Raw genomic sequence first — 17,616 nt, 5'->3', positions numbered from 1 at the left:
GTAAGATTTTCTGCATGTTCGACCTGACCCGCCTGCGCCTGCTGCGCGAACTCGCCCACCGCGGCACCATGACCGCGGTGGCCGAAGCGATGGGAATGACCTCGTCGGCGGTATCGCAGCAACTGGCCACGCTGGCGCGCGAGGCCGGGGTCGAATTGCTGGAACAGGTCGGGCGGCGGGTGCGCCTGACCGCGCAGGGCGAGCGGCTCGCCGCGCATGCCGACACCGTCCTGCGCCAGCTCGACGCGGCCGCGCTGGAACTGCGCGAATTCGCCCAGCAACCGGCCGGCGAGCTGCAAGTCGCCGGCTTCTCCACCTTCGCCAAGCACTACCTGCTGCCGGCGGTCGCGCGCGCGCAGCGGCGCTTCCCGCGCTTGCGCGTGCGCCTGAGCGAACTGGAATCCGACGATGCGCTGGCCGCGGTGCGCGAAGGCCGTTGCGATCTGGCGCTGAGCTTCGCCTACAACCTGGTGCCGCGCGCGCCGGTCGCCGGCCTGAGCGCGCAAGCGCTGCTGGAGGAACCGGTGCTGCTGGCGCTGCCGGCGACGTGGCGCGACCGCGGCGGCGCGGTCGACCTGCGCCGGCTCGCGCGCCAGGACTGGATCGTCGGCGCGCGCCAGAGCGACGACGGCCTGCTGGCCGAACGCGCCTGCGCCGCGGCCGGCTTCGTCCCGCGCATCGCCCACACCATCGACGATTACGACCTGATGCTGCGCATGGTCGCGGCCGGTTTCGGCATCGGCTTCGTACCGCAGCTGGCGCTGCGCGCGCCCAGCGCCGCAGCGGTGGCGGTGCGCGCGGTGCGCGGCGCGCCGCCGACCCGGCGCATCCACGCCTGGACCCGCGACGCGCTGGCCGAATCGCCGCTGGTGCGCGCCTTGCTGGCGGAGTTGCGCGAAGTCGTCGCGGCGGACGCGCGCTGAACTACGGGTTCGAATCCAGCGACGAAGCGCCCCGCCGCAGCGGAGCGCTTCGCGCCGACCGCTTACGGAATGAGGCAGCAGCTCAGGCGGTCGCCGCCGTAGGTGCAACCGGCGCGGCACTTGCACCCGGTCTCCGGGTGCACGCACTTGCCGTCGACGAAGGTGGGCTGCACCGCCACCGCGCCGAAGCTGAAAGAACCGGCAACGAGCGCGGCGAACAGCGCCGACTTCATCCGCGAACCGAACTTCTTCATGTTGCGTCTCCTGATGGGAACCGCGCGCTACCGTCCCTGGCGCGCAACGCGGCCGGCTGAGGCGACGTCCTTGTCCGGTTCGATACGGCGGCAGAACGCGGCCCGGCGCGACCCGGCAGCGCCCCGACCCGGAGCTGCGCCCAGGCTGCCAGAGCGCACTGCGGCGGCGGCCACCGCACACGCGCACGCAACGCCAAGCCGCCCACTGCGTCACGGTCGCAGCGCCGGTTTCAGCGCTGGAACGCGGATTCGGCCCAGCGCGGGCCGGCCGCGCTGCGAGGCGCGCCTGCGGCCGCGGCGTTCGGGCGCGAATCAGTCCTTGAAACAGCCGCCCAGCAGCGGATTGAGCACGCCGCCGATCTTCTGCGCCGCGAGCGGATTCGACGACACCGTCGCCGCGCGCAGCTTCTTGTACGCCGGCGACTCCATCGTCGCCTTGGCCTGCGCCCATTCCTCCGGGGTGAAGGTCTTGTCCGGATCGGCGTTGGCCAGCATCGCCGCCTGGTACTTGGCGCCGAGCGCGCTGGCGTAGAAGGTCTCCAGCGCCGCGCGGTCGTCGGCGCCGAGGCTGGCGTCGATCACCTCCTGCACCGGCGCGGCCACCGCATCGTCGGCGATCGCGCGCACGCACTGCAGTTGCGCCGGCTTGGCGTTGCGGTCCTGCTGCGCGCCCTGGCGGATGCCGGCGACGATGCCGCCCGAAACCGCGCGCGCGGTGGCGCTGAGCGCCGGCTTGGCCGCGCCGTCGGCGGGTTTCGCCGCGACGGCGGGTTCCAGCGCGTGCGCGGCGAAGGCGGCGGTCAGGGCGAAGCACAGGGTCAGCGAGGCGGCGGCGCGAAGCATGCGAAGGTCCGTGGCGGAAGCGGCCGCGGCGCGGCTGCGTTGCCGGCCACGATACCGCACGCGGCGGCCGCGCGCGGCCTCACGGCGCCTGCGCCGGCTCGGCGGCGAACGCGGCGTGCAGCGCGCGCAGGAACTGGGGCGCCGGCGGCAGCGCGGTCTCGCCGATGCGCCGCACCGCCACGCCCGGCGTCCACGAGTTCATCACCGCCGCGCCCTTGAGCGCCGGCAAGTCGGCCGGCGTCAGCGCGCGCTCGCGCTGGGGCATGCCCTGGCGTTCGAGCTGGCGGCGGACGATGCCCTGGGTCGTGCCGGCCAGCATCGCGGCCTGCGGCCACACCACCGCCTCGCCGTCCCAGAACGCCAGATTCCAGATCGTCGCCTCGCTGAAACGGCCGGCGCGGTCGACGAACGCCGCATCGTCGAAACCCTGCGCGACCGCGCGGCGCAGGTGGTAGGTCTTGGCGCTTTCGCCGACGTGCTTGAACTGCGGCAGCATCCGCTCGTGCTCCACCGCCGCCAGCGCCAGCGGCCCGCGCGGGCCGTCCGACGGCGGCGCGGTGCGCACCAGCAGCGACGGCGGCGCGCCGTCGTCGGCCGCGGTGAACTCGCCGGCCGGCAGGAACGCCGTCGCGGTCAGCGACAGATCGCGCGGCGAGCGCTGCAAGGCCTCGCGCAGACGGTCCAGCACGATCTCGTCGGGCAGCGCTCGGCCGTACAGCGCCAGCGAGGCCTCGCGCAAGCGGCGCAGGTGCAGGTCGAGCCCGCGCACGCCGCCGTCGCGGACCTGCATCGCGGTGAAATGGGCGTGGCCGGCGAACGCCAGCGGCGCCAGCGCGGCGGCCGCGGCGTCGCGACCGTCGATGCGGGCCAAAGCGACGAACGGGTCGGGGAAAACAGCGGACATGGCGACACTCCGAAGAACGATGCGGCGACTATCGAAGATTGACCGCGCGCGGGGAAACGAGTAGTTCTCGCCGCACCGTCAAATTCCGCTTGAAGATCGATGGCCCGCACCCTGCCCGGCACCCGCGCCCTGCGTACGTTCGAAGCCGCCGCGCGGCATCTCAACTTCACCCGCGCCGCGCAGGAGGTCGGGCTGACCCCGGCCGCGGTGAGCTACCAGATCAAGGAACTGGAAGACCAACTCGGCGTGACCCTGTTCGTGCGCAACAGCCGCAGCATCCAGCTGACCGCCGCCGGCGCCGAACTGCACCGCGCCGCGGTCGAGGCGCTGGGCACGCTGCAACGCGCGCTCGGCCGCGCCCGGCGGCTGGCGCGCGGCGACGGCCCGCTGCGGCTGTCGCTGAGCGCGCGCATCGCCAGCAACTGGCTGCTGCCGCGCCTGCCGCGCTTGAAGGCCGCGCATCCCGAGCTGAGCTTGAGTTTCGACGTCAGCGACGAGCTGCGCGATTTCGACGCCGACGACATCGATCTGGCGATCCGCTTCGACGCCGGCTCAGACGCCGGCCTGCGCAGCGCGACGCTGTTCGCGCCGACCATCGTCGCGGTCTGCAGCCCCGCGCTGCTGCGCGAAGACGCACCGCTGCGGCAGCCGCGCGATCTGCTCGAACGCGGCCTGTGCCTGAGCCACGTGGTCTGGCGCAGCGGCGAAACGGTGTGGCCGGACTGGCCGCAGTGGATGGCCGCGGCCGGCATCGCCGATTTCGACGACAGCGCGTGCATGGGCTTCGCCGATTCGGCGCACGTGGTCCAGGCCGCGCTCGACGGGCATGCGGTCGGGCTGGCCGAACTGGAACTGATCGGCGCCGATCTGGCCCAGGGCCGGCTGCTGCGGCTATTCGACATCGCCGTGCCGATGCCGGACGGCTACGCCTATCGCGTAGTGCACGCGCCGCAGCGCGACGACGACGCCCGCGTCGCCGCGGTGCGCGACTGGCTGCTCGACGAAGCGCGGCGCGCGCCGGATTGAACGCTCAGCGAATTTCGCTGGCCGCCGCCGGCGCCTGGCCCGGCGCGGTCACGATCCACGGCAGCGGCACTCTCGCCTGCATCCGCCCTGCGCAGGCCGCGGGCGCGGCCTTGCAAGCCTGCGCCGGTTCGTAACGCACGCCTTCCGGCGGAATCGGCCCGAGCGCATCCGGCAGACGCGTGGCGACCAGGCTCAGGGCCACTTCGATCAAGGCCGCGCAACGCATCTGGCGCTGCTCGGCGGAGGCTTCCTCGAGCGATTCGGGGCAGTCGACCCGGATCGCCTCGCCGTTGGCCCGCAACACGATCTCGTCGGCCATCGCGAAGTCGTAGATCGCGCATTGCGCGCTGCCCGGCAGGCACGGCGAAGCGTCGGGCGCTTTGTCGACCACTTGCTTGCCGGCGCAGGCGCTCAGCAGGCAGGCCGCGACCATGGCGGTGGCTTTGATCGAGTAGCGGCTAACCTTGTGTTCCTGCACTGATTCGCTCCTGTCGGCCCCGCGTGGGAGAGTCGGCCTTGGCCATTGTAGTCGGTGCGCTGGCGACGCCGTTCGAACCCGGACACACAACAGACAAGAGCCGTCGCGCCGGAGCGGCCGAAGTCAGCGCCTCGACGGCGGCTTCAGCCAACGCAGCGGCACCCGCGCTTCGATCCAATCGAAGCAATCCAGGCCTTCGCGTCCTGGAATGAAAGTGTCCGCGCACGCGCTGCGTTTCTCGTAACTCACCTGCTCCGCAGAGACCGGCGCCAAGTCGCCGGAAAAACGGCTGTTCAACAGCACCAGCGCGGCAGCGATCAACTCGACGCACTGCGCGCGTTGCGCCTCGATCGTCCCGGTGTTCGCCAGATCCCTGCAACTGACCTCAACCGCCTGCGGGTTCGCGCGCAGCGCCGCCTCATCGGCGGACGCCAGATCGTAGACCTCGCAGTAACCGGTGTCGGGATGACAAATCGGAGGATCTTCCCCCTCGACCAGCCGCGTACTGGCGCAGCCGCTGGCCCACAACGCGCCGACGATCGCGGCGACCGCGATCAGGCGCCTCATGCCTGCTCGCCCGCAGCGCTCGCCGCCAGATCCTCAAGCAAATGCCGCTGCAACTCCGGATCGATGCGGAAAAACCCGCGCGCGCTGAGAATGCGGTGATTCGGATTGGCCCGATAACTGTCGGCGACGATGCGGCCGTCGGCGACCTGGAACGCGCCGACCACGTCCTCCGGCGGCACCGCGTCCGCCGGCGTTTCGGCGCGGCCGTCGACGATCACCACCAATCCCTCGCCCTGGCGCTGCGCTTCGTCGATCAACCCCGGCAGCGAAGGCCCGTGGCGGGCGATCACCGCATGCAGGAACTCGACGAACACCCGGTTGCGGGCGAAGTTGTCCGGCGCGACGCCGGGAAGGTTGGGATCGATGATCTGGCCGACGATTTCCTGCGGCGCGATGCCGCGCACGCTCAGTTGGTCCTGCGGCGTCAGCGTGACATAGGCCACCGGGCCCTCGGGTTGATCGACCTTGCACACCAGCAGGGGCAGATCCGATTGCATACGGACTCCAGCGATACGGGGCCGCGGCGCGGCACGCGCGCCATCCTAGCCCGGCCCGCGGCGCGGCGCACGGCCGCGCGGCGCGGCCCCGTCCGCGATGACGGATCCGCGCCGGCCCGGACGCCGGCGCAGACGCCGCGCCCGGCGGCGATCCGCTGCGGCGCAACGCCTCGCCGCAGCGGACCCTGCCCGTCAGAACACCCGCCAGGGCCGGCCGGCCGATCCCGGATCGGCGATGCCCGGATCGCAGTAATGGGTGATGTAGGCCATCGGAATCATCGCCAGGAACGCCAGCTCCACGCCGGGATCGACCGAGCCGCCGCTGATGCCGAACAGGTTCGAGGTCGCCAGGGTCGCGCCGTCGAAGAACACATTGCCGCTGACCCGGCTCTGCAACTGCAGCGGATCGTTGACCGCGGCGATCGCGCCGATGCCGTTGGCCTGCACGTTGAGAGTGAAGCGCATCCGGTAGACGTAGCCGCTGGAATAACCGCCGCACAACGGCGAGGTGTCGGTGGACACGTGCACCGTGCGCTGGTTCTTCTCGGTCTTGATGTCGCGCAACACGTCGATGAGCTTGACCGTGTCGGTCAGCAACAACGCCTGCAAGGTGGTCTGGTTCGCCGGCGGCGGCAGATGCGGCGCCGGCGTGCGCGGCACCAGGCAACGGGTGATGATCCCGCGGCCGGTGGCGGCGTCGGTGGCGACGCGCGGGCGGAACCCCTGGTCGGCGCGGATCTGGGCCGGCGTACGCGAGTCGCCGCGGTAGATATCGATGGGCATGGAACGCTCCTGGCTGCGCGGCCGGCGGCCGCGGGGGACGGACGCGCGGCGCGGCCCGCGGATCGGGGCTGCGGCGGCGCGCATCGGTTCCAACGCGTCGGGCCGGAACGCGTGAACGCGGCGGAACGAGGCCCGCCGCGCAGATGCGCGGCTTGCGGTCGCGGCGTGCGGGCATTGAATCGCCGCGCAGCGCGGCGCCGCGCATCCTTCGACGCGGTGCGGTCGATGCCGCCGCTCAGCGGCGGAAAGACGCCAACGCATCGTCGCGGCCGAGCTCGCGCAGCCGCGCCCCGACTTCGCCCAGCCATTGCGCCTCGCTGCGCCGGGTCGCCCAACCGTAGGTCTGCGCGAACACCCAGGGGCGATCGTCGAACGCCGAAATCAGCAGGTCGTTCAACGAATCCGTAGCGATCGGCCGGCGGCCGGGAACGCGAAGCTCCAGTTCTTCCGCATGCCTCGCCACGGTTTCGAGAATGCGCTGCCGCTCATGCGGATCGCGCTCATGCGCCCGTTCGTAGACCGAGTGGGCGACCAGCAGGTCCGGCGCCCGATCTTCCAGCAGCGCGGCCTGCAAGCGCGCGTGCCCGTCGACGATCACGTAAGCCTCCAGGCAGCTGAGATACCACAGCAGCACCGGCGGCAACACGCCCTCCCTCGATTTCTTGCGCCACCCATCGATGCGCCCTTCGTCGGCGTCGGTCAAGGCGCGCAGGCTCAACACTTCGCGCCGCGGACGCCACCAGTCCAGATAGGTCAACGGATCCTCGCGCAAGGCCTCGCGCAGGTTCTCGACCCAGCGATAGCGATACGGCTCCATGCCGCGCAGCGGCCCGGTCTCGAACTGCCAGTCCTTGGCTTCGTGCGCTCCCAGCAACACCCAGTCGCCCGAGTGCAGGAACGACGTGGACGCATCGGCCAAGGCTCTGGCGAACACACGGCTCCAACTGGCCATGCGCAGCTCGGGTTCGAGCGCCGCGTGCCGCTGCAGCGTGGCCGAGTCCAGCACGGACGCCGGCACCGGCGATGCCACCGCCGCATCGCTGCGCAGCAGATGGACGCCATCGAACTCCGGTTCTTGCCTGGCCCACAAGCGCACCCGCAGCTCGTCGGACCCGACGCAGTCCTGGACCAGCCGCAACCAACCGTCGGCGCCGCTCTCCAGGCGCAGCGCGGCCTTGCGCAGGCCGGGCTCGCGCTCGCCGCACTTGATCTGCAGTCCGACCCAGCGGCCTTTATCGCTCTCGATATCCTTCCAATACATCGCTTGAGGCTCCTTGGGCCCGTCCGCTGAACCCGCGCGTTTCCGGGCGGGCTCCGCCCGGCGGCATCTTGCGCCGGGAAAACTGCGCTTTCCAGCACAAATCGCAACAGGCCCCGCTCCTAGCATGGACCGGCCGCGCAAGGACCGCCCGGTCGGGCGTCCGCGAGCGGCTTCGCCACTTTCCAGGAGGTTTTCGATGAAGCAGCAAGGAATCCCCCGCTTGGCCCTGGCCGTGTTCGCCTTCGGCCTGTCGCTCTCGCTCAGCGCGTTCGCCGCGCCCAACCCTTGCGTGATCTGCGAGACGACGTACCAGCGATGCCTGGACGCCAACATCCTCACCGACCAGCAGTGCACGACCAACTATCTGGCCTGCATGCGGCGCGGCGACGGCCACGCGCCCTGCCCGCTCTGATCCGGACCCGCGCCGCGTCCGCGCCGGAGCGCATCCGGCGCGGACGCCTTCGCCGGCGCCGTGGCTAAAGCCCGATGCGCGTGCGCCGGCATTCCGACTTCAGGAGACTTCGATGCAAACCCCGACCCGCCTGCGTCTGGCGCTGGCGACGTTCGCCTTCGGCCTGGCCGCATCGCTCGGCGCCAACGCCGCCACCGATGTGTGCAAGCGCTGCGAGAACAATTACGAGTCCTGCGTGTCCAGCGGCACCAGCGAGCCGCAATGCTTTACGTGGTATGTGGCATGCCTGAAATACGGCGATGGGCAGCGGCCGTGCCCGATGCCGCGCTGAATGCTTCACTCCGCGATCCGCGCCTGCCAGGCATGCGCGGCTCGCGGTCGTCCAAGCGGGTGCCCTCGTCGACTCAGCGCAAGCATCGCCATCGGGTTTCCTCGCACCCGGGCCGCTCATCGGTGGACGTACGAACCCATGCCGTCGCAACGAAACCGGCCAAGCCCGGCACCGACCGCATGCGCAGCCCAGGGCCAGCGAGTACGGCATAGCCGCCGGCACGGCGAAGACGCTGCGCCAGCGCCGCAGCAGGCAAGCGCGGCACGATGCCGCGCAGTTGCGTACCGAAGTGGTCCTTCAGCAACGCCGCAAGCGAGACCGGCGGCCCAGCGGCGCGGGAAAACTGCCCGATTCCACCGCTGAAGCAAAGCGATCCGTCGAGATGCGACGCAATACCCAGGGCCCTGGAAAAAGAAGTCGCGCACCCACTCCCGTCTTCGTTCTCCGCCCAGTATCGGCGGTCCTCCAAGGGCGCAGGAAGATCCAGCAACCAAACGCCGTAACGCAGCGCTATCTCGCTCATTGCCGGCGCGCCTGCGTTCGACTCATCCGCGGCTCGCCGGCTTGCGCCGCACCGCCCACCAGAACGCCAACGCCGACGCAGCGCCCACGGCGCACAACAAGGGAAGGTCGCTCAGGCTCGGCGCACCGGGCCAACGCACGATCGCCGCTATCGCCGCGCCGCCAGCGACGCCCGCCAACGCCGACGACCACCACCGCGCCCAGCCCAACCAGCGCAGAGTCAGGAACAGCGGCACCCCGATCACGATCACCGCCGGCAACGCGAAGTAGAACGCGAACAGCGCCATGCCGAAATCGGAAAGCTCCAGGCTGCCGCGCCTGAGCGGCTCAGTCGAGGCCAGCGCCACACCGGCGACCGCGGCCGCCAGCGCCGTCCCGCGCAGCAACGGCTTCCATCCCTGCTCGATCGATTCGTCCATGCGCGCAGTATGCGCGAAGCCCGCGACGAACGGCTCGCCGCGACTGTCGCAGCCGCCACGGGGCCGCGAAACCGCCCCGAAAAACAAAACGGGAAGGGCTTTCGCCCTTCCCGGTATCAACATAGTACCGCCTCCAGGGATTGCAGCAAGCCCCCCGCGCGGGCGCAGGATCGCCGCCGTCCGCCGCTGTCGGCGCAAACGGGAGTAAGGCCATGCGTGTTTTGTTATCGACGTTCGGCTCGCGCGGGGACGCCGAGCCCCTGGCCGCCCTGGCCGCGGCCTTGCAGGCGCAAGGCGCGCAGGCGCGGGTGTGCACGGCGCCGGACTTCGCCCCGCGCTTCGAGCAGGCCGGGGTGGAGCTGTTCCCGGTCGGCCCCACCGTGCGCGACTGGATCCGCGAGGTGATGGCCGACCCCAAGCCCAACATCCGCGAACGCGGCGCGCAGGTCATGGACATGTATTTCGACGCGCTGCCGCGCGCCGCCGAAGGCTGCGACGCGATCCTCGCCACCGGCCTGTTCCCGTCCACCGTCGCCGCCCAATCGGTCGCCGAGCGCTACGGCCTGCGCTACGTCTACGCCGGCTACTGCCCGATCTACCTGCCCTCGGCGCACCACCGTCCGTTTCAGTTCCCGGACCGCCCGCCGCCGCCGGACAGCGCCGACAACCGCGAACGCTGGGCGCTGAACACGACGATCATGCAGGACGTGTTCGGCGACGCCGCCAACCGCCACCGCGCCGCGCTCGGCCTGCCGCCCGCCGACCGCCTGCGCGACCGCGTCTTCACCGACCGCCCCTGGCTCGCCTCCGACCCGGTGCTGAGCCCATGGGCGCCGACCAGCCTGTGCGAAGTCGAGCAGACCGGCGCGTGGATCCTGCCCGACGACCGCCCGCTGGCGCCGGACCTGCGCGACTTCATCGAGGCCGGCGACGCGCCGGTGTACGTCGGCTTCGGCAGCATGGGGTTGCATGCGTGGAGCGACGCCGCGCGCGTCGCCATCGACGCGGCGCGCGGGCTCGGTCGTCGCATCGTGCTCTCCGGCGGCTGGGCCGGGTTGGCGCCGGTCGATGCGGGCGAGGACTGCTTCGCGGTCGGCGAAGTCAATCAGCAGGCGTTGTTCCCGCGCATGGCGGCGATCGTGCATCACGGCGGCGCGGGGACGACGACGGCGGCGACGCGGTCGGGGACGCCGCAGGTGATCGTGCCGCAGATTGCCGATCAGCCGTATTGGGCCGGGCGCGTCGCCGACCTCGGCATGGGGGTGGCGCATGCGGGGCCTATCGCCAGCGTGGAATCGCTGGGCGAAGCGTTGGCTGCGGCGTTGCGCCCGGAGACGCGGGCGCGTGCGCGGGTGGTCGCTGAAATGGTGCGCGGAGATGGCGCGGCGGTGGCGGCCAAGCGGTTGATTAATTCGGTCAATAACTAAGCGAGAACCGCTGAGCGCACGTTCGGGTGGCCGCCGCGCGCTTAGCTTTTCATAAGGTCGGTAGAGCAGATCGCGCTGCCAAGACTATTCGAGACTGACTGCCCCCTTCTCTTGACTCTAGGCCAACCACTGATAGTCCCGTGCTTGAGCCCTGTTGCACGCTTTGCTGGAGTTGTAACGCCGAATTGATGTCATCGACCATCGCATCGCCAGCGCAGTTCGTTATGCCGACATAGTGATAGTCCGCCCCCAACCCACAACACCACCACCATTATTATTGTCAAATCACTCCGCAGCATTCCTTATATTTCAACCCACTATGACAAGGACAGTCGGAGTTCCTAGAAGGCAGGCGTCCATTGCCTCCCTCTTCTTGCGCCTTAGCTATCGCCTCATCCAGCACAAACAACTCTCTAGCCTGAATCACATAGCCTAAATTGCTAGGAATAGAGCTAAATGAAACAACCCTTGTATCTGTCGGGACATCTACGACCCTCACATCTCCAGCCGCAGTATACTGCGGACCAGAATATAAAGTCCCAAGTAAAGCAATTCTTGTGGCGGCGTGAAGCAACCCATTGGAGTCTAAATAAGTCCCTATATTCGCTAAAAAAACAGGGGAACCAGAAGACCCAGGAAAACAAGCGGCATCGATAAGGAATTCAGGCTTACCATTCAACCTCAGCCTTGGATGGGTAGCAGTTATCCCCTTTCGGACAATTGGGAGATTGTGAAATTCATCCCAAAGCCCGTTCGGATAACCAATCATCACTATCTCCTCCATTGGAGATAGCGACTCAAGCAGATCATCCGCAGCAACGGTATCCTTTCCTATCATCGTGAAGAAGAATTGCCGTCCACTGACGCCGTCATTAAGAATACTCCCAATAGGAAACGCAACCAAATCAATACCAGGATCCGGGTGATAGACGCAACATTGCGCCACATTATCGACAGCCACAGCCTCATGCGATCCTAAATCAGCACTTCCATCCTCTTTTCGCAAAGTAAGATGAAATATCACGCGAGCCGCCCCCCTCACAACGTGCTTATTAGTAACCACTCCAGGACGACAGCCCTTTTCACTCTCGCAGAACCCATAAACGTATCCTGTGCCTGACGACACAGAACCGTCGCGCCCAATGCATTCAATTCTAACCGTTCCATGCACTAACTTTGAAAGAGGGTGTGAAAATTTCGACACAGGCTTAGCTCCAAGATATTTACTTATAGTCCTAGACACGAAAAACATGAGTCAATCAAACATTACTCTATCCACACCATCACCACTGGCTACACACTCGGCAAGTTGACCAATGCATATTTAATCCGCGACCGTCAGGTGCAGCCGTTACTTTCACTAACCGAGGGAGGCCCAGGTCGACAACAGCGTCGATGCGCGTGACGACGTCACTTTGCCAAGTCCGAACCTGATCGGGAGCGACGCCCTGAGGACTTCGGGTAGGGACATCGCAATGCAACCAAAGCACCATACGCACTACATAGCAAAAGTGATCTAGAAGCACGGTTCGTCGCCAAGATACGTTTGAAGATTTTTTCACCATTGACTGAAGGCAGAAGTTCGCGGACATTGGCCTCCGGAGCCTCGGAACTCCCGTACAGCGCACCGCCGTCGACGAAGCGATGGCCGCCCTCTCACCTGGGAGTTCCGCTTAATGTCTCGCAAATCCGCTCCTGCCGCACTTCGCCTCTCTGTCGATGCCTATAAAGCCCTCTGCACGCTTCATGATGAAATGCTGCTTGCAGCCGACACGATTGACTCTGCAACCTCGCTGCAAGCTACCCCGCGTAAAACCGAGTACGCGCGGCGTCGCGCCTTAGCATCTGTCTTTCGTGTCTGGGCAAATCAAGTTCGGGCCGGCCTGGACGACGTTCGTTCCGATTGATCTACGGAAGCGACGGCTCGTTACCGGCGTCTACGCAGCGTGCACCACGCCCATATGGAGTGGCGCACGCTCTTTTATCTCGCACGCGACATAGCTCGATCGAATCGCAACTCTTTTTTCTTAGCTTGTAACGCGCATGCCCCTGGACGCAAAGAATTCCGCCGCACACCCGGCACGAATTCAGCTGTCCGCATACTTCTGTAGCTCAGCCGCAAAGCCCAATAGCTCGCGCGCAAGCCTTTTTCCCCGACCCTCGCACCAACTTGGTTCAACGCCGACCCCACACAGCTTGCGCGCAAGCCGAAAAGCGTCGCGCGCGAGCCGCAACGGCTTGCGCGCGCGGCAAAATGCCTCGCGAATCGGCGCCTGAACGATTTCCAGCGGCGCTTTTCGGGTTGCGCGCAAGCCTTCGCGGCTTGCGCGCAAGCCAAACCGCCTTGCGCGCGAGTCCCGCCCTGCCCGGCGCCGCTCCATTTTGGGGCAACGCCGGGACTTTACGGCTTGCGGCCAAGGCCGCCGCGCTTGCGCGCAAGCGCGCGCGGCTTGTGCGCAACGGTGCGCGGCTTGCGCGCAAGCCGCTGCGGCCCGCGAGGAGCATCGCGGCGCCTGCGCGCCGCCCTCCCCGCCCCAACCGCCCCTCAATCCGCGTCCCGATCCACCCGCGGCAACGCCGGCGCGTTGCTCAAATCCACCGGCACGGTCGCCTTGAGGTTCCGCGTCGCTCGCCCCGCTTCCGCCGCCACCGGCGCCACCGGCTGGCTGCGCAGGTTCTGGTAGTAGTTGCGGATCCCACCGGTCACCTGCAACGAGTAGTCGGTGGTCATGAACTGACTCCCGTCCTGCGTCTCCACATGCGCCCCGTCCGGGATCGGCTTGAAGAACTCGTCGAACTTGTCCATCGGGTATTCGCTGGGCTTGCTCGCGCTGAACACCGCCATCGCCATCGGGCGGCCGCGGTTGACCGGGTCGGCGGCGTTGGCGAAGGTGCCGGCGCGGCCGTGGCAGGACACGCACGAGGACACCGGGCTGTCGATCGGGCCGTTGACCCGGCCGCCGAGGCCGTGATGGCGCACGTAGGCGCGGTCGCCGTAGTCCCAGCCGGGCTGTTCGACCAGGAAGCTGTTGATCCGCGTCTGGGTCAGCGCGGTGTTGACGAACACGCCGTTGCGCTGGGCGTCGGTGCGCACCGCCTGGTCGTCGCCCCAGCTCAGGCCGACCGGGCTCATGCGGTCCCACACGGTCTTGCCGGGCGAGCCGCCGTCGTAGACGAAGGTGCCGAACACCCAGCCGGTGCTGCGCGCCAGGCGCGGGTCTTTGACCGCCACGTCGAGTTGCAGCAGGCGCATCTCGCGGTCGACGCGCGGCTTGTCGTAGTTGGTGTCGGGGTAGATGTTGGCGGTCCACACCTTGCCGTTGCGCAGGTACGGCACTTGTTCGACCGGCGCGTCGGTGAACAGCAGTTTGCAGGCGACGGTGTTCGGCGGGAACGTGGACTTGCTCGGGTCGGGGCGGCCGTCGGCGGTCAGCCAGACCTTGCCGAGGCCGACGCCGCCGCGGTCGTTGTAGAAGCCGACCGCCCAGTTCTGGCCGCGGCCGGTCTGTTTGGTGTGCAGTTCGAACGGGCGCGACATGCGTTCGCGGGTCATGCCGCGGCGCCATTCGCGGCCGCCGCCGAACTGGGCGCCGTCGTCGTGCAGCCACGGCGCGTGGTACCACTTGCGCACCGGGTTGTCCTGCACGCGGAAGTCGACGTCGACGTTGCCTTCCAGGCAGTAGTTCAGCACCGAACGCAGGTATTCGTTGGGGAAGGCCTTGAAGTCGATCTTCTCCCACGGGAAGGTGTCGGCGGCGTAGGTCTTGGGGAAGTCCTGGCTGAGCCGGAACACCTGCGCCGGCGGCGTGCCCGGCGGCGGCGGGTAGCGCGGGTCGTAGCTGGGGAAGCGCGCGGCGCTCGCGGCGGCGCCGGCGGGTGCGGCGCCGGCGGGCGCGGCGGTGCGTTCCTGCGATACGGCCGCGCCGAGCGCGCAGGTCAAGGCAATCACCGCTACGGTCAGTGCGGTCTTCATCGTGATGTCTTCCCCTGTGGATTGACCCTGTTAACGCGAACGCGTCCGGCCCGAGGCCAGCGCGGCCGCGGCGGCGGCCTCACCCTCGCTCACACCGCGACCGGGCGCGCAGTGGCGGGCGGCTTCGCAAACGCGGCGATCTGAGCGAGGATGAACGCCGCGTCCCTGCCGAGACCCCGCCCGCTATGACCTTGCCGCCCGGAGTCGTTTTGCGTCCGATCCTGCCGCGCGACGATGCGGCGGTGGCGGCGGTCACGCGACAAGTGCTGGCGGAGTTCGGGTCGGGGTTGGCCAGCGATCCGGAGATCGATGCGATGCAGCGCGCCTACAGCCGGCCGCGCAGCGCCTACTTCGTGGTCGAGCGCGACGGCCGGCTCGGCGGCGGCGCCGGCATCGCGCCGCTGCTCGGCGGCGACGAGGGCATCTGCGAGCTGCGCAAGTTCTATCTGCTGCCGGGCGTGCGCGGGATGGGCCTGGGTCAGGCGCTGCTGGACAAGTGCCTGCTGACCGCGCGCGGCTTCGGTTACGGGCAGTGCTATGTCGAGGCGCTGGACCGCATGGCGGTGGCGCACCGTCTGCTGGAGGCCAACAGCTTCCAGTTGCTGCAAGCGCCGTTGGGTTACGGCGAGTTGCGCGGCAGCAATACCTGGTATTTGCGTTCGATCTGAGCGCGGGCGCGCCGCAGCCGGCGCGGCCTCGCCACGACCTGAACGCGCGCGCCGGGCCACAGGCGCATCGCGGCGAAATCGCCGAAAAGCCCGATCCGGTCCGGTTTCGGCGGCGTTCCCGGCGCGCCCGCCCGGCCGCGCAGCGGCGGCGGGTCGCCCGGTCCTTTAGAATGGCGCCTTTTCCGCCCTCAGGACCGCCCCATGCAACTGCAAAATGCCCGCGCCGCGATCACCGGCGGCGTCTCCGGCCTCGGTTTCGCCGTCGCCCAGCATCTGGTCGCCGCCGGCGGCAAGGTCGCGCTGTTCGACGTCAACGACGACAAGGGCGCGCAGGCCGTGGCCGCGCTGGGCGAGGCCAACGCCCGCTACTTCCGCACCGACGTCACCGACGAAGCCGGCGTGGCGGCGAACCTGCAGGCGGCCAAGGAGTTCCTCGGCGGCCTGAACGCGGCGATCAACTGCGCCGGCATCCTCGGCGCGGGCCGGGTGCTCGGCAAGGAAGCGCCGATGCCGCTGGGGCAGTTCCAGACCACGGTGATGGTGAACTTGGTCGGCAGCTTCAACGTGGCCAAGGCCGCGGCCAACCTGATGCAGCACAACGAGGCCGGCGACGACGGCGAGCGCGGGGTGATCGTCAACACCGCGTCGGTGGCCGCGTACGAGGGCCAGATCGGCCAGGCCGCGTATTCGGCCAGCAAGGGCGGCGTGGTCGGCATGACCCTGCCGATGGCGCGCGAGCTGTCGCGCTTCGGCATCCGGGTGATGACCGTCGCCCCCGGCATCTTCTGGACCCCGATGGTCGACGGCATGCCCGAGTCGGTGCAGCAGTCGCTGTCGGCCTCGATCCCGTTCCCCTCGCGCCTGGGCCGGCCGGAGGAGTTCGCCGATCTGGTCGCCTACATTCTCGGCAACCGTTATTTGAACGGCGAGACCATCCGCCTGGACGGCGCGACCCGTCTGGCCCCGAAGTAAACCCCACCCGTTCTACCTGTAGGAGCGGCGCGAGCCGCGACCGCGACAACGCAACTACGCCGAAACTTTCGGCGCGACCGGATGACCCGCGGTCGCAGCTTGCGCAGCGCCTACAGTCGGATACGCAACGAACACATCGATCGGAATCGACGCAATGAAAGCCTACGACGTCAAGAAAGGTAACGTCATCGAACACAACGGCACCGTGTATCAGGTGCGCGACATCGAACGCAGCTCGCCGCAAGGCCGCGGCGGCAACGTGAAGTTCCGCTTCACCATGTACTCGGTCCCGGCCGGGGTGAAGTTCGACCTCAGCGTCGGCGGCGACGACGAGCTCAAGGAAGTCGAGCTGAGCCGCCGTCAGGCGACGTATTCGTACAAGGACGGCGACGCGTTCGTGTTCCTCGACGACGAGGACTACACGCCGTACACCCTCGACGCCGATGTGGTCGGCGACGCGGCCGGCTACATCATCGCCGACCTGTCCGGGTTCTACGTGCAGATCATCGACGACCTGCCGGTCGGCCTGCAGTTGCCGGCCAACGTGTCGCTGGAAGTCGTCGAAACCCCGCCGGAACTCAAAGGCGGCACCGCGACCAAGCGGCCGAAGCCGGCCAAGCTGGAAACCGGGCTCGAAATCATGGTGCCGGAGTACATCGGCACCGGCGAGCGCGTGCTGGTCAACACCGCCACCGGCGAATTCGCCGGGCGCGCGGACTGAGCAAGGCCGGGATTTTTCGCTAGACGCCGGCCCGCCTCGTGCGGGCCGGTTCGTTTCTGAGGTGAGCTTCATGCAAAACAACGACTACCGCTTCGTCTCCGCCACCGCCGCCGATATCGAACGGTTGATTCCGGTGCTGCGCGAGTTCTACGCCGTCGAACATCTGCCGTGGAACGAGCCGGCGCTGCGGCGCGCGCTCGGCGCGTTGGTGAGCGATCCGAATGCGGGGCGGCTGCGGCTGATCGTGCGCGAAGGCGAGATCGCCGGTTACTTCGTGCTGGGGTTTTGCTTCAGCCTTGAATTCGGCGGGCGCTTCGGCTTGCTCGACGAGTTGTTCGTGCTGCCGGCGCATCGCGGCGGCGGGCTGGCCAAGCGCGCGTTGGCCGAAGTCGAGGCGCTGTGCCGGGCCGAAGGGTTGGACGCGTTGCGGCTGGAAGTCAACGACGACAATGCGCATGCGCGCGGAATCTACGAGCGCGCGGGGTATGTGGCGCATCCGCGGCGATTGATGACCTTGTGGTTGCGCGGCTGAATCGCGGAAGGGCTTCAGCGCCGGCGCTGTTCGATCCATGGCCATACTTCGCCGGATCGAACAGCTCAATCGAAAACGAAAGAAAAAATCGGCTCCTGCTTTC

The 17,616-nt window shown here is 68.3% G+C and carries 23 protein-coding genes; 10 read left to right on the top strand and 13 right to left on the bottom strand.

Annotated elements, in window-relative coordinates:
* Nucleotides 1-14: 14 nt before the first annotated feature.
* Nucleotides 15-923, top strand: a complete 909-nt coding sequence (locus JHW38_RS01145) for a LysR family transcriptional regulator (RefSeq protein ID WP_207524214.1) — start codon at nucleotides 15-17, stop codon at nucleotides 921-923.
* A gap of 62 nt (nucleotides 924-985) precedes the next feature.
* Here the strand turns inward: JHW38_RS01145 and JHW38_RS01140 are convergent, their stop codons facing one another.
* From JHW38_RS01140 to JHW38_RS01130, 3 genes are all read right to left on the bottom strand, one after another.
* Nucleotides 986-1,177 (bottom strand): hypothetical protein, encoded by a 192-nt coding sequence (locus JHW38_RS01140; protein WP_207524213.1) that lies wholly within the window; start codon nucleotides 1,175-1,177, stop codon nucleotides 986-988.
* A 312-nt stretch (nucleotides 1,178-1,489) separates the two neighbouring features.
* Nucleotides 1,490-2,020: a hypothetical protein gene (locus JHW38_RS01135; protein ID WP_207524212.1), complete on the bottom strand. Its 531-nt coding sequence runs from the start codon at nucleotides 2,018-2,020 to the stop codon at nucleotides 1,490-1,492.
* A 79-nt stretch (nucleotides 2,021-2,099) separates the two neighbouring features.
* A complete protein-coding gene (locus JHW38_RS01130; RefSeq protein ID WP_207524211.1) occupies nucleotides 2,100-2,924 on the bottom strand; it encodes an aminotransferase class IV family protein in 825 nt (274 codons plus the stop codon).
* 99 nt (nucleotides 2,925-3,023) lie between these two features.
* Here JHW38_RS01130 and JHW38_RS01125 point away from each other — a divergent pair, with 99 nt between their 5' ends.
* Nucleotides 3,024-3,950 (top strand): LysR substrate-binding domain-containing protein, encoded by a 927-nt coding sequence (locus JHW38_RS01125; protein WP_207524210.1) that lies wholly within the window; start codon nucleotides 3,024-3,026, stop codon nucleotides 3,948-3,950.
* 4 nt (nucleotides 3,951-3,954) lie between these two features.
* Here the strand turns inward: JHW38_RS01125 and JHW38_RS01120 are convergent, their stop codons facing one another.
* The 5 genes from JHW38_RS01120 to JHW38_RS01100 all read right to left on the bottom strand — a co-directional run bounded on the left by JHW38_RS01120 (nucleotide 3,955) and on the right by JHW38_RS01100 (nucleotide 7,536).
* The gene (locus JHW38_RS01120) at nucleotides 3,955-4,428 is read right to left on the bottom strand and encodes a hypothetical protein (protein ID WP_207524209.1); all 474 of its coding nucleotides are present in this window, start codon (nucleotides 4,426-4,428) and stop codon (nucleotides 3,955-3,957) included.
* A gap of 123 nt (nucleotides 4,429-4,551) precedes the next feature.
* Nucleotides 4,552-4,995, bottom strand: a complete 444-nt coding sequence (locus JHW38_RS01115; protein WP_207524208.1) for a hypothetical protein — start codon at nucleotides 4,993-4,995, stop codon at nucleotides 4,552-4,554.
* A complete protein-coding gene (locus tag JHW38_RS01110) occupies nucleotides 4,992-5,492 on the bottom strand; it encodes a hypothetical protein (RefSeq protein WP_207524207.1) in 501 nt (166 codons plus the stop codon). The genes JHW38_RS01115 and JHW38_RS01110 overlap by 4 nt, the downstream gene beginning before the upstream one ends.
* Before the next feature lie 192 nt (nucleotides 5,493-5,684).
* Nucleotides 5,685-6,275, bottom strand: a complete 591-nt coding sequence (locus tag JHW38_RS01105; protein ID WP_207524206.1) for a hypothetical protein — start codon at nucleotides 6,273-6,275, stop codon at nucleotides 5,685-5,687.
* A gap of 235 nt (nucleotides 6,276-6,510) precedes the next feature.
* Nucleotides 6,511-7,536 carry a hypothetical protein gene (locus JHW38_RS01100; RefSeq protein ID WP_207524205.1) on the bottom strand — a complete coding sequence of 342 codons (1,026 nt, stop codon included), beginning with the start codon at nucleotides 7,534-7,536 and terminating at the stop codon, nucleotides 6,511-6,513.
* Nucleotides 7,537-7,732: 196 nt separating this feature from the next.
* Here JHW38_RS01100 and JHW38_RS01095 point away from each other — a divergent pair, with 196 nt between their 5' ends.
* Together JHW38_RS01095 and JHW38_RS01090 are read left to right on the top strand one after the other, a co-directional pair.
* On the top strand, nucleotides 7,733-7,948 hold the full coding sequence (locus JHW38_RS01095; RefSeq protein ID WP_207524204.1) for a hypothetical protein: 216 nt from the start codon (nucleotides 7,733-7,735) through the stop codon (nucleotides 7,946-7,948).
* 112 nt (nucleotides 7,949-8,060) lie between these two features.
* Nucleotides 8,061-8,279 carry a hypothetical protein gene (locus JHW38_RS01090; RefSeq protein WP_207524203.1) on the top strand — a complete coding sequence of 73 codons (219 nt, stop codon included), beginning with the start codon at nucleotides 8,061-8,063 and terminating at the stop codon, nucleotides 8,277-8,279.
* A gap of 73 nt (nucleotides 8,280-8,352) precedes the next feature.
* Here the strand turns inward: JHW38_RS01090 and JHW38_RS01085 are convergent, their stop codons facing one another.
* The gene (locus tag JHW38_RS01085) at nucleotides 8,353-8,802 is read right to left on the bottom strand and encodes a hypothetical protein (RefSeq protein ID WP_207524202.1); all 450 of its coding nucleotides are present in this window, start codon (nucleotides 8,800-8,802) and stop codon (nucleotides 8,353-8,355) included.
* A gap of 22 nt (nucleotides 8,803-8,824) precedes the next feature.
* Nucleotides 8,825-9,343, bottom strand: a complete 519-nt coding sequence (locus JHW38_RS01080; protein WP_207524201.1) for a hypothetical protein — start codon at nucleotides 9,341-9,343, stop codon at nucleotides 8,825-8,827.
* Nucleotides 9,344-9,432: 89 nt separating this feature from the next.
* On the opposite strand from JHW38_RS01080, the gene JHW38_RS01075 reads away from it, so the two are divergent.
* A complete protein-coding gene (locus JHW38_RS01075) occupies nucleotides 9,433-10,647 on the top strand; it encodes a glycosyltransferase (RefSeq protein WP_207524200.1) in 1,215 nt (404 codons plus the stop codon).
* A 280-nt stretch (nucleotides 10,648-10,927) separates the two neighbouring features.
* Here the strand turns inward: JHW38_RS01075 and JHW38_RS01070 are convergent, their stop codons facing one another.
* A complete protein-coding gene (locus JHW38_RS01070; RefSeq protein WP_207526206.1) occupies nucleotides 10,928-11,899 on the bottom strand; it encodes a trypsin-like peptidase domain-containing protein in 972 nt (323 codons plus the stop codon).
* Nucleotides 11,900-12,323: 424 nt separating this feature from the next.
* Here JHW38_RS01070 and JHW38_RS01065 point away from each other — a divergent pair, with 424 nt between their 5' ends.
* A complete protein-coding gene (locus JHW38_RS01065; RefSeq protein ID WP_207524199.1) occupies nucleotides 12,324-12,554 on the top strand; it encodes an XAC0095 family protein in 231 nt (76 codons plus the stop codon).
* A 180-nt stretch (nucleotides 12,555-12,734) separates the two neighbouring features.
* On the opposite strand, the gene JHW38_RS01060 is transcribed toward JHW38_RS01065, so the two are convergent.
* Both JHW38_RS01060 and JHW38_RS01055 read right to left on the bottom strand, forming a co-directional pair.
* Nucleotides 12,735-12,980 (bottom strand): hypothetical protein, encoded by a 246-nt coding sequence (locus JHW38_RS01060; protein WP_207524198.1) that lies wholly within the window; start codon nucleotides 12,978-12,980, stop codon nucleotides 12,735-12,737.
* Nucleotides 12,981-13,192: 212 nt separating this feature from the next.
* Nucleotides 13,193-14,620, bottom strand: coding sequence for a hypothetical protein (locus JHW38_RS01055; protein WP_207524197.1), 1,428 nt, complete (start codon nucleotides 14,618-14,620; stop codon nucleotides 13,193-13,195).
* A gap of 209 nt (nucleotides 14,621-14,829) precedes the next feature.
* On the opposite strand from JHW38_RS01055, the gene JHW38_RS01050 reads away from it, so the two are divergent.
* The 4 genes from JHW38_RS01050 to JHW38_RS01035 all read left to right on the top strand — a co-directional run bounded on the left by JHW38_RS01050 (nucleotide 14,830) and on the right by JHW38_RS01035 (nucleotide 17,513).
* Complete coding sequence (locus tag JHW38_RS01050; protein WP_242691117.1) at nucleotides 14,830-15,288, top strand: GNAT family N-acetyltransferase; 459 nt, start codon at nucleotides 14,830-14,832, stop codon at nucleotides 15,286-15,288.
* A gap of 201 nt (nucleotides 15,289-15,489) precedes the next feature.
* Nucleotides 15,490-16,260 carry an SDR family NAD(P)-dependent oxidoreductase gene (locus JHW38_RS01045; RefSeq protein WP_207524196.1) on the top strand — a complete coding sequence of 257 codons (771 nt, stop codon included), beginning with the start codon at nucleotides 15,490-15,492 and terminating at the stop codon, nucleotides 16,258-16,260.
* Between the two features lie 154 nt (nucleotides 16,261-16,414).
* Nucleotides 16,415-16,981: an elongation factor P-like protein EfpL gene (gene efpL / locus JHW38_RS01040; RefSeq protein ID WP_207524195.1), complete on the top strand. Its 567-nt coding sequence runs from the start codon at nucleotides 16,415-16,417 to the stop codon at nucleotides 16,979-16,981.
* A 70-nt stretch (nucleotides 16,982-17,051) separates the two neighbouring features.
* On the top strand, nucleotides 17,052-17,513 hold the full coding sequence (locus tag JHW38_RS01035; RefSeq protein ID WP_207524194.1) for a GNAT family N-acetyltransferase: 462 nt from the start codon (nucleotides 17,052-17,054) through the stop codon (nucleotides 17,511-17,513).
* Nucleotides 17,514-17,616 lie beyond the last annotated feature (103 nt).

The sequence above is a fragment of the Lysobacter enzymogenes genome (assembly GCF_017355525.1).
In the GTDB taxonomy this organism is placed as follows: domain Bacteria; phylum Pseudomonadota; class Gammaproteobacteria; order Xanthomonadales; family Xanthomonadaceae; genus Lysobacter; species Lysobacter enzymogenes_C.
Note: the sequence above shows the minus strand (reverse complement) of the source record. Positions and strands in the feature narration are given on the sequence as shown.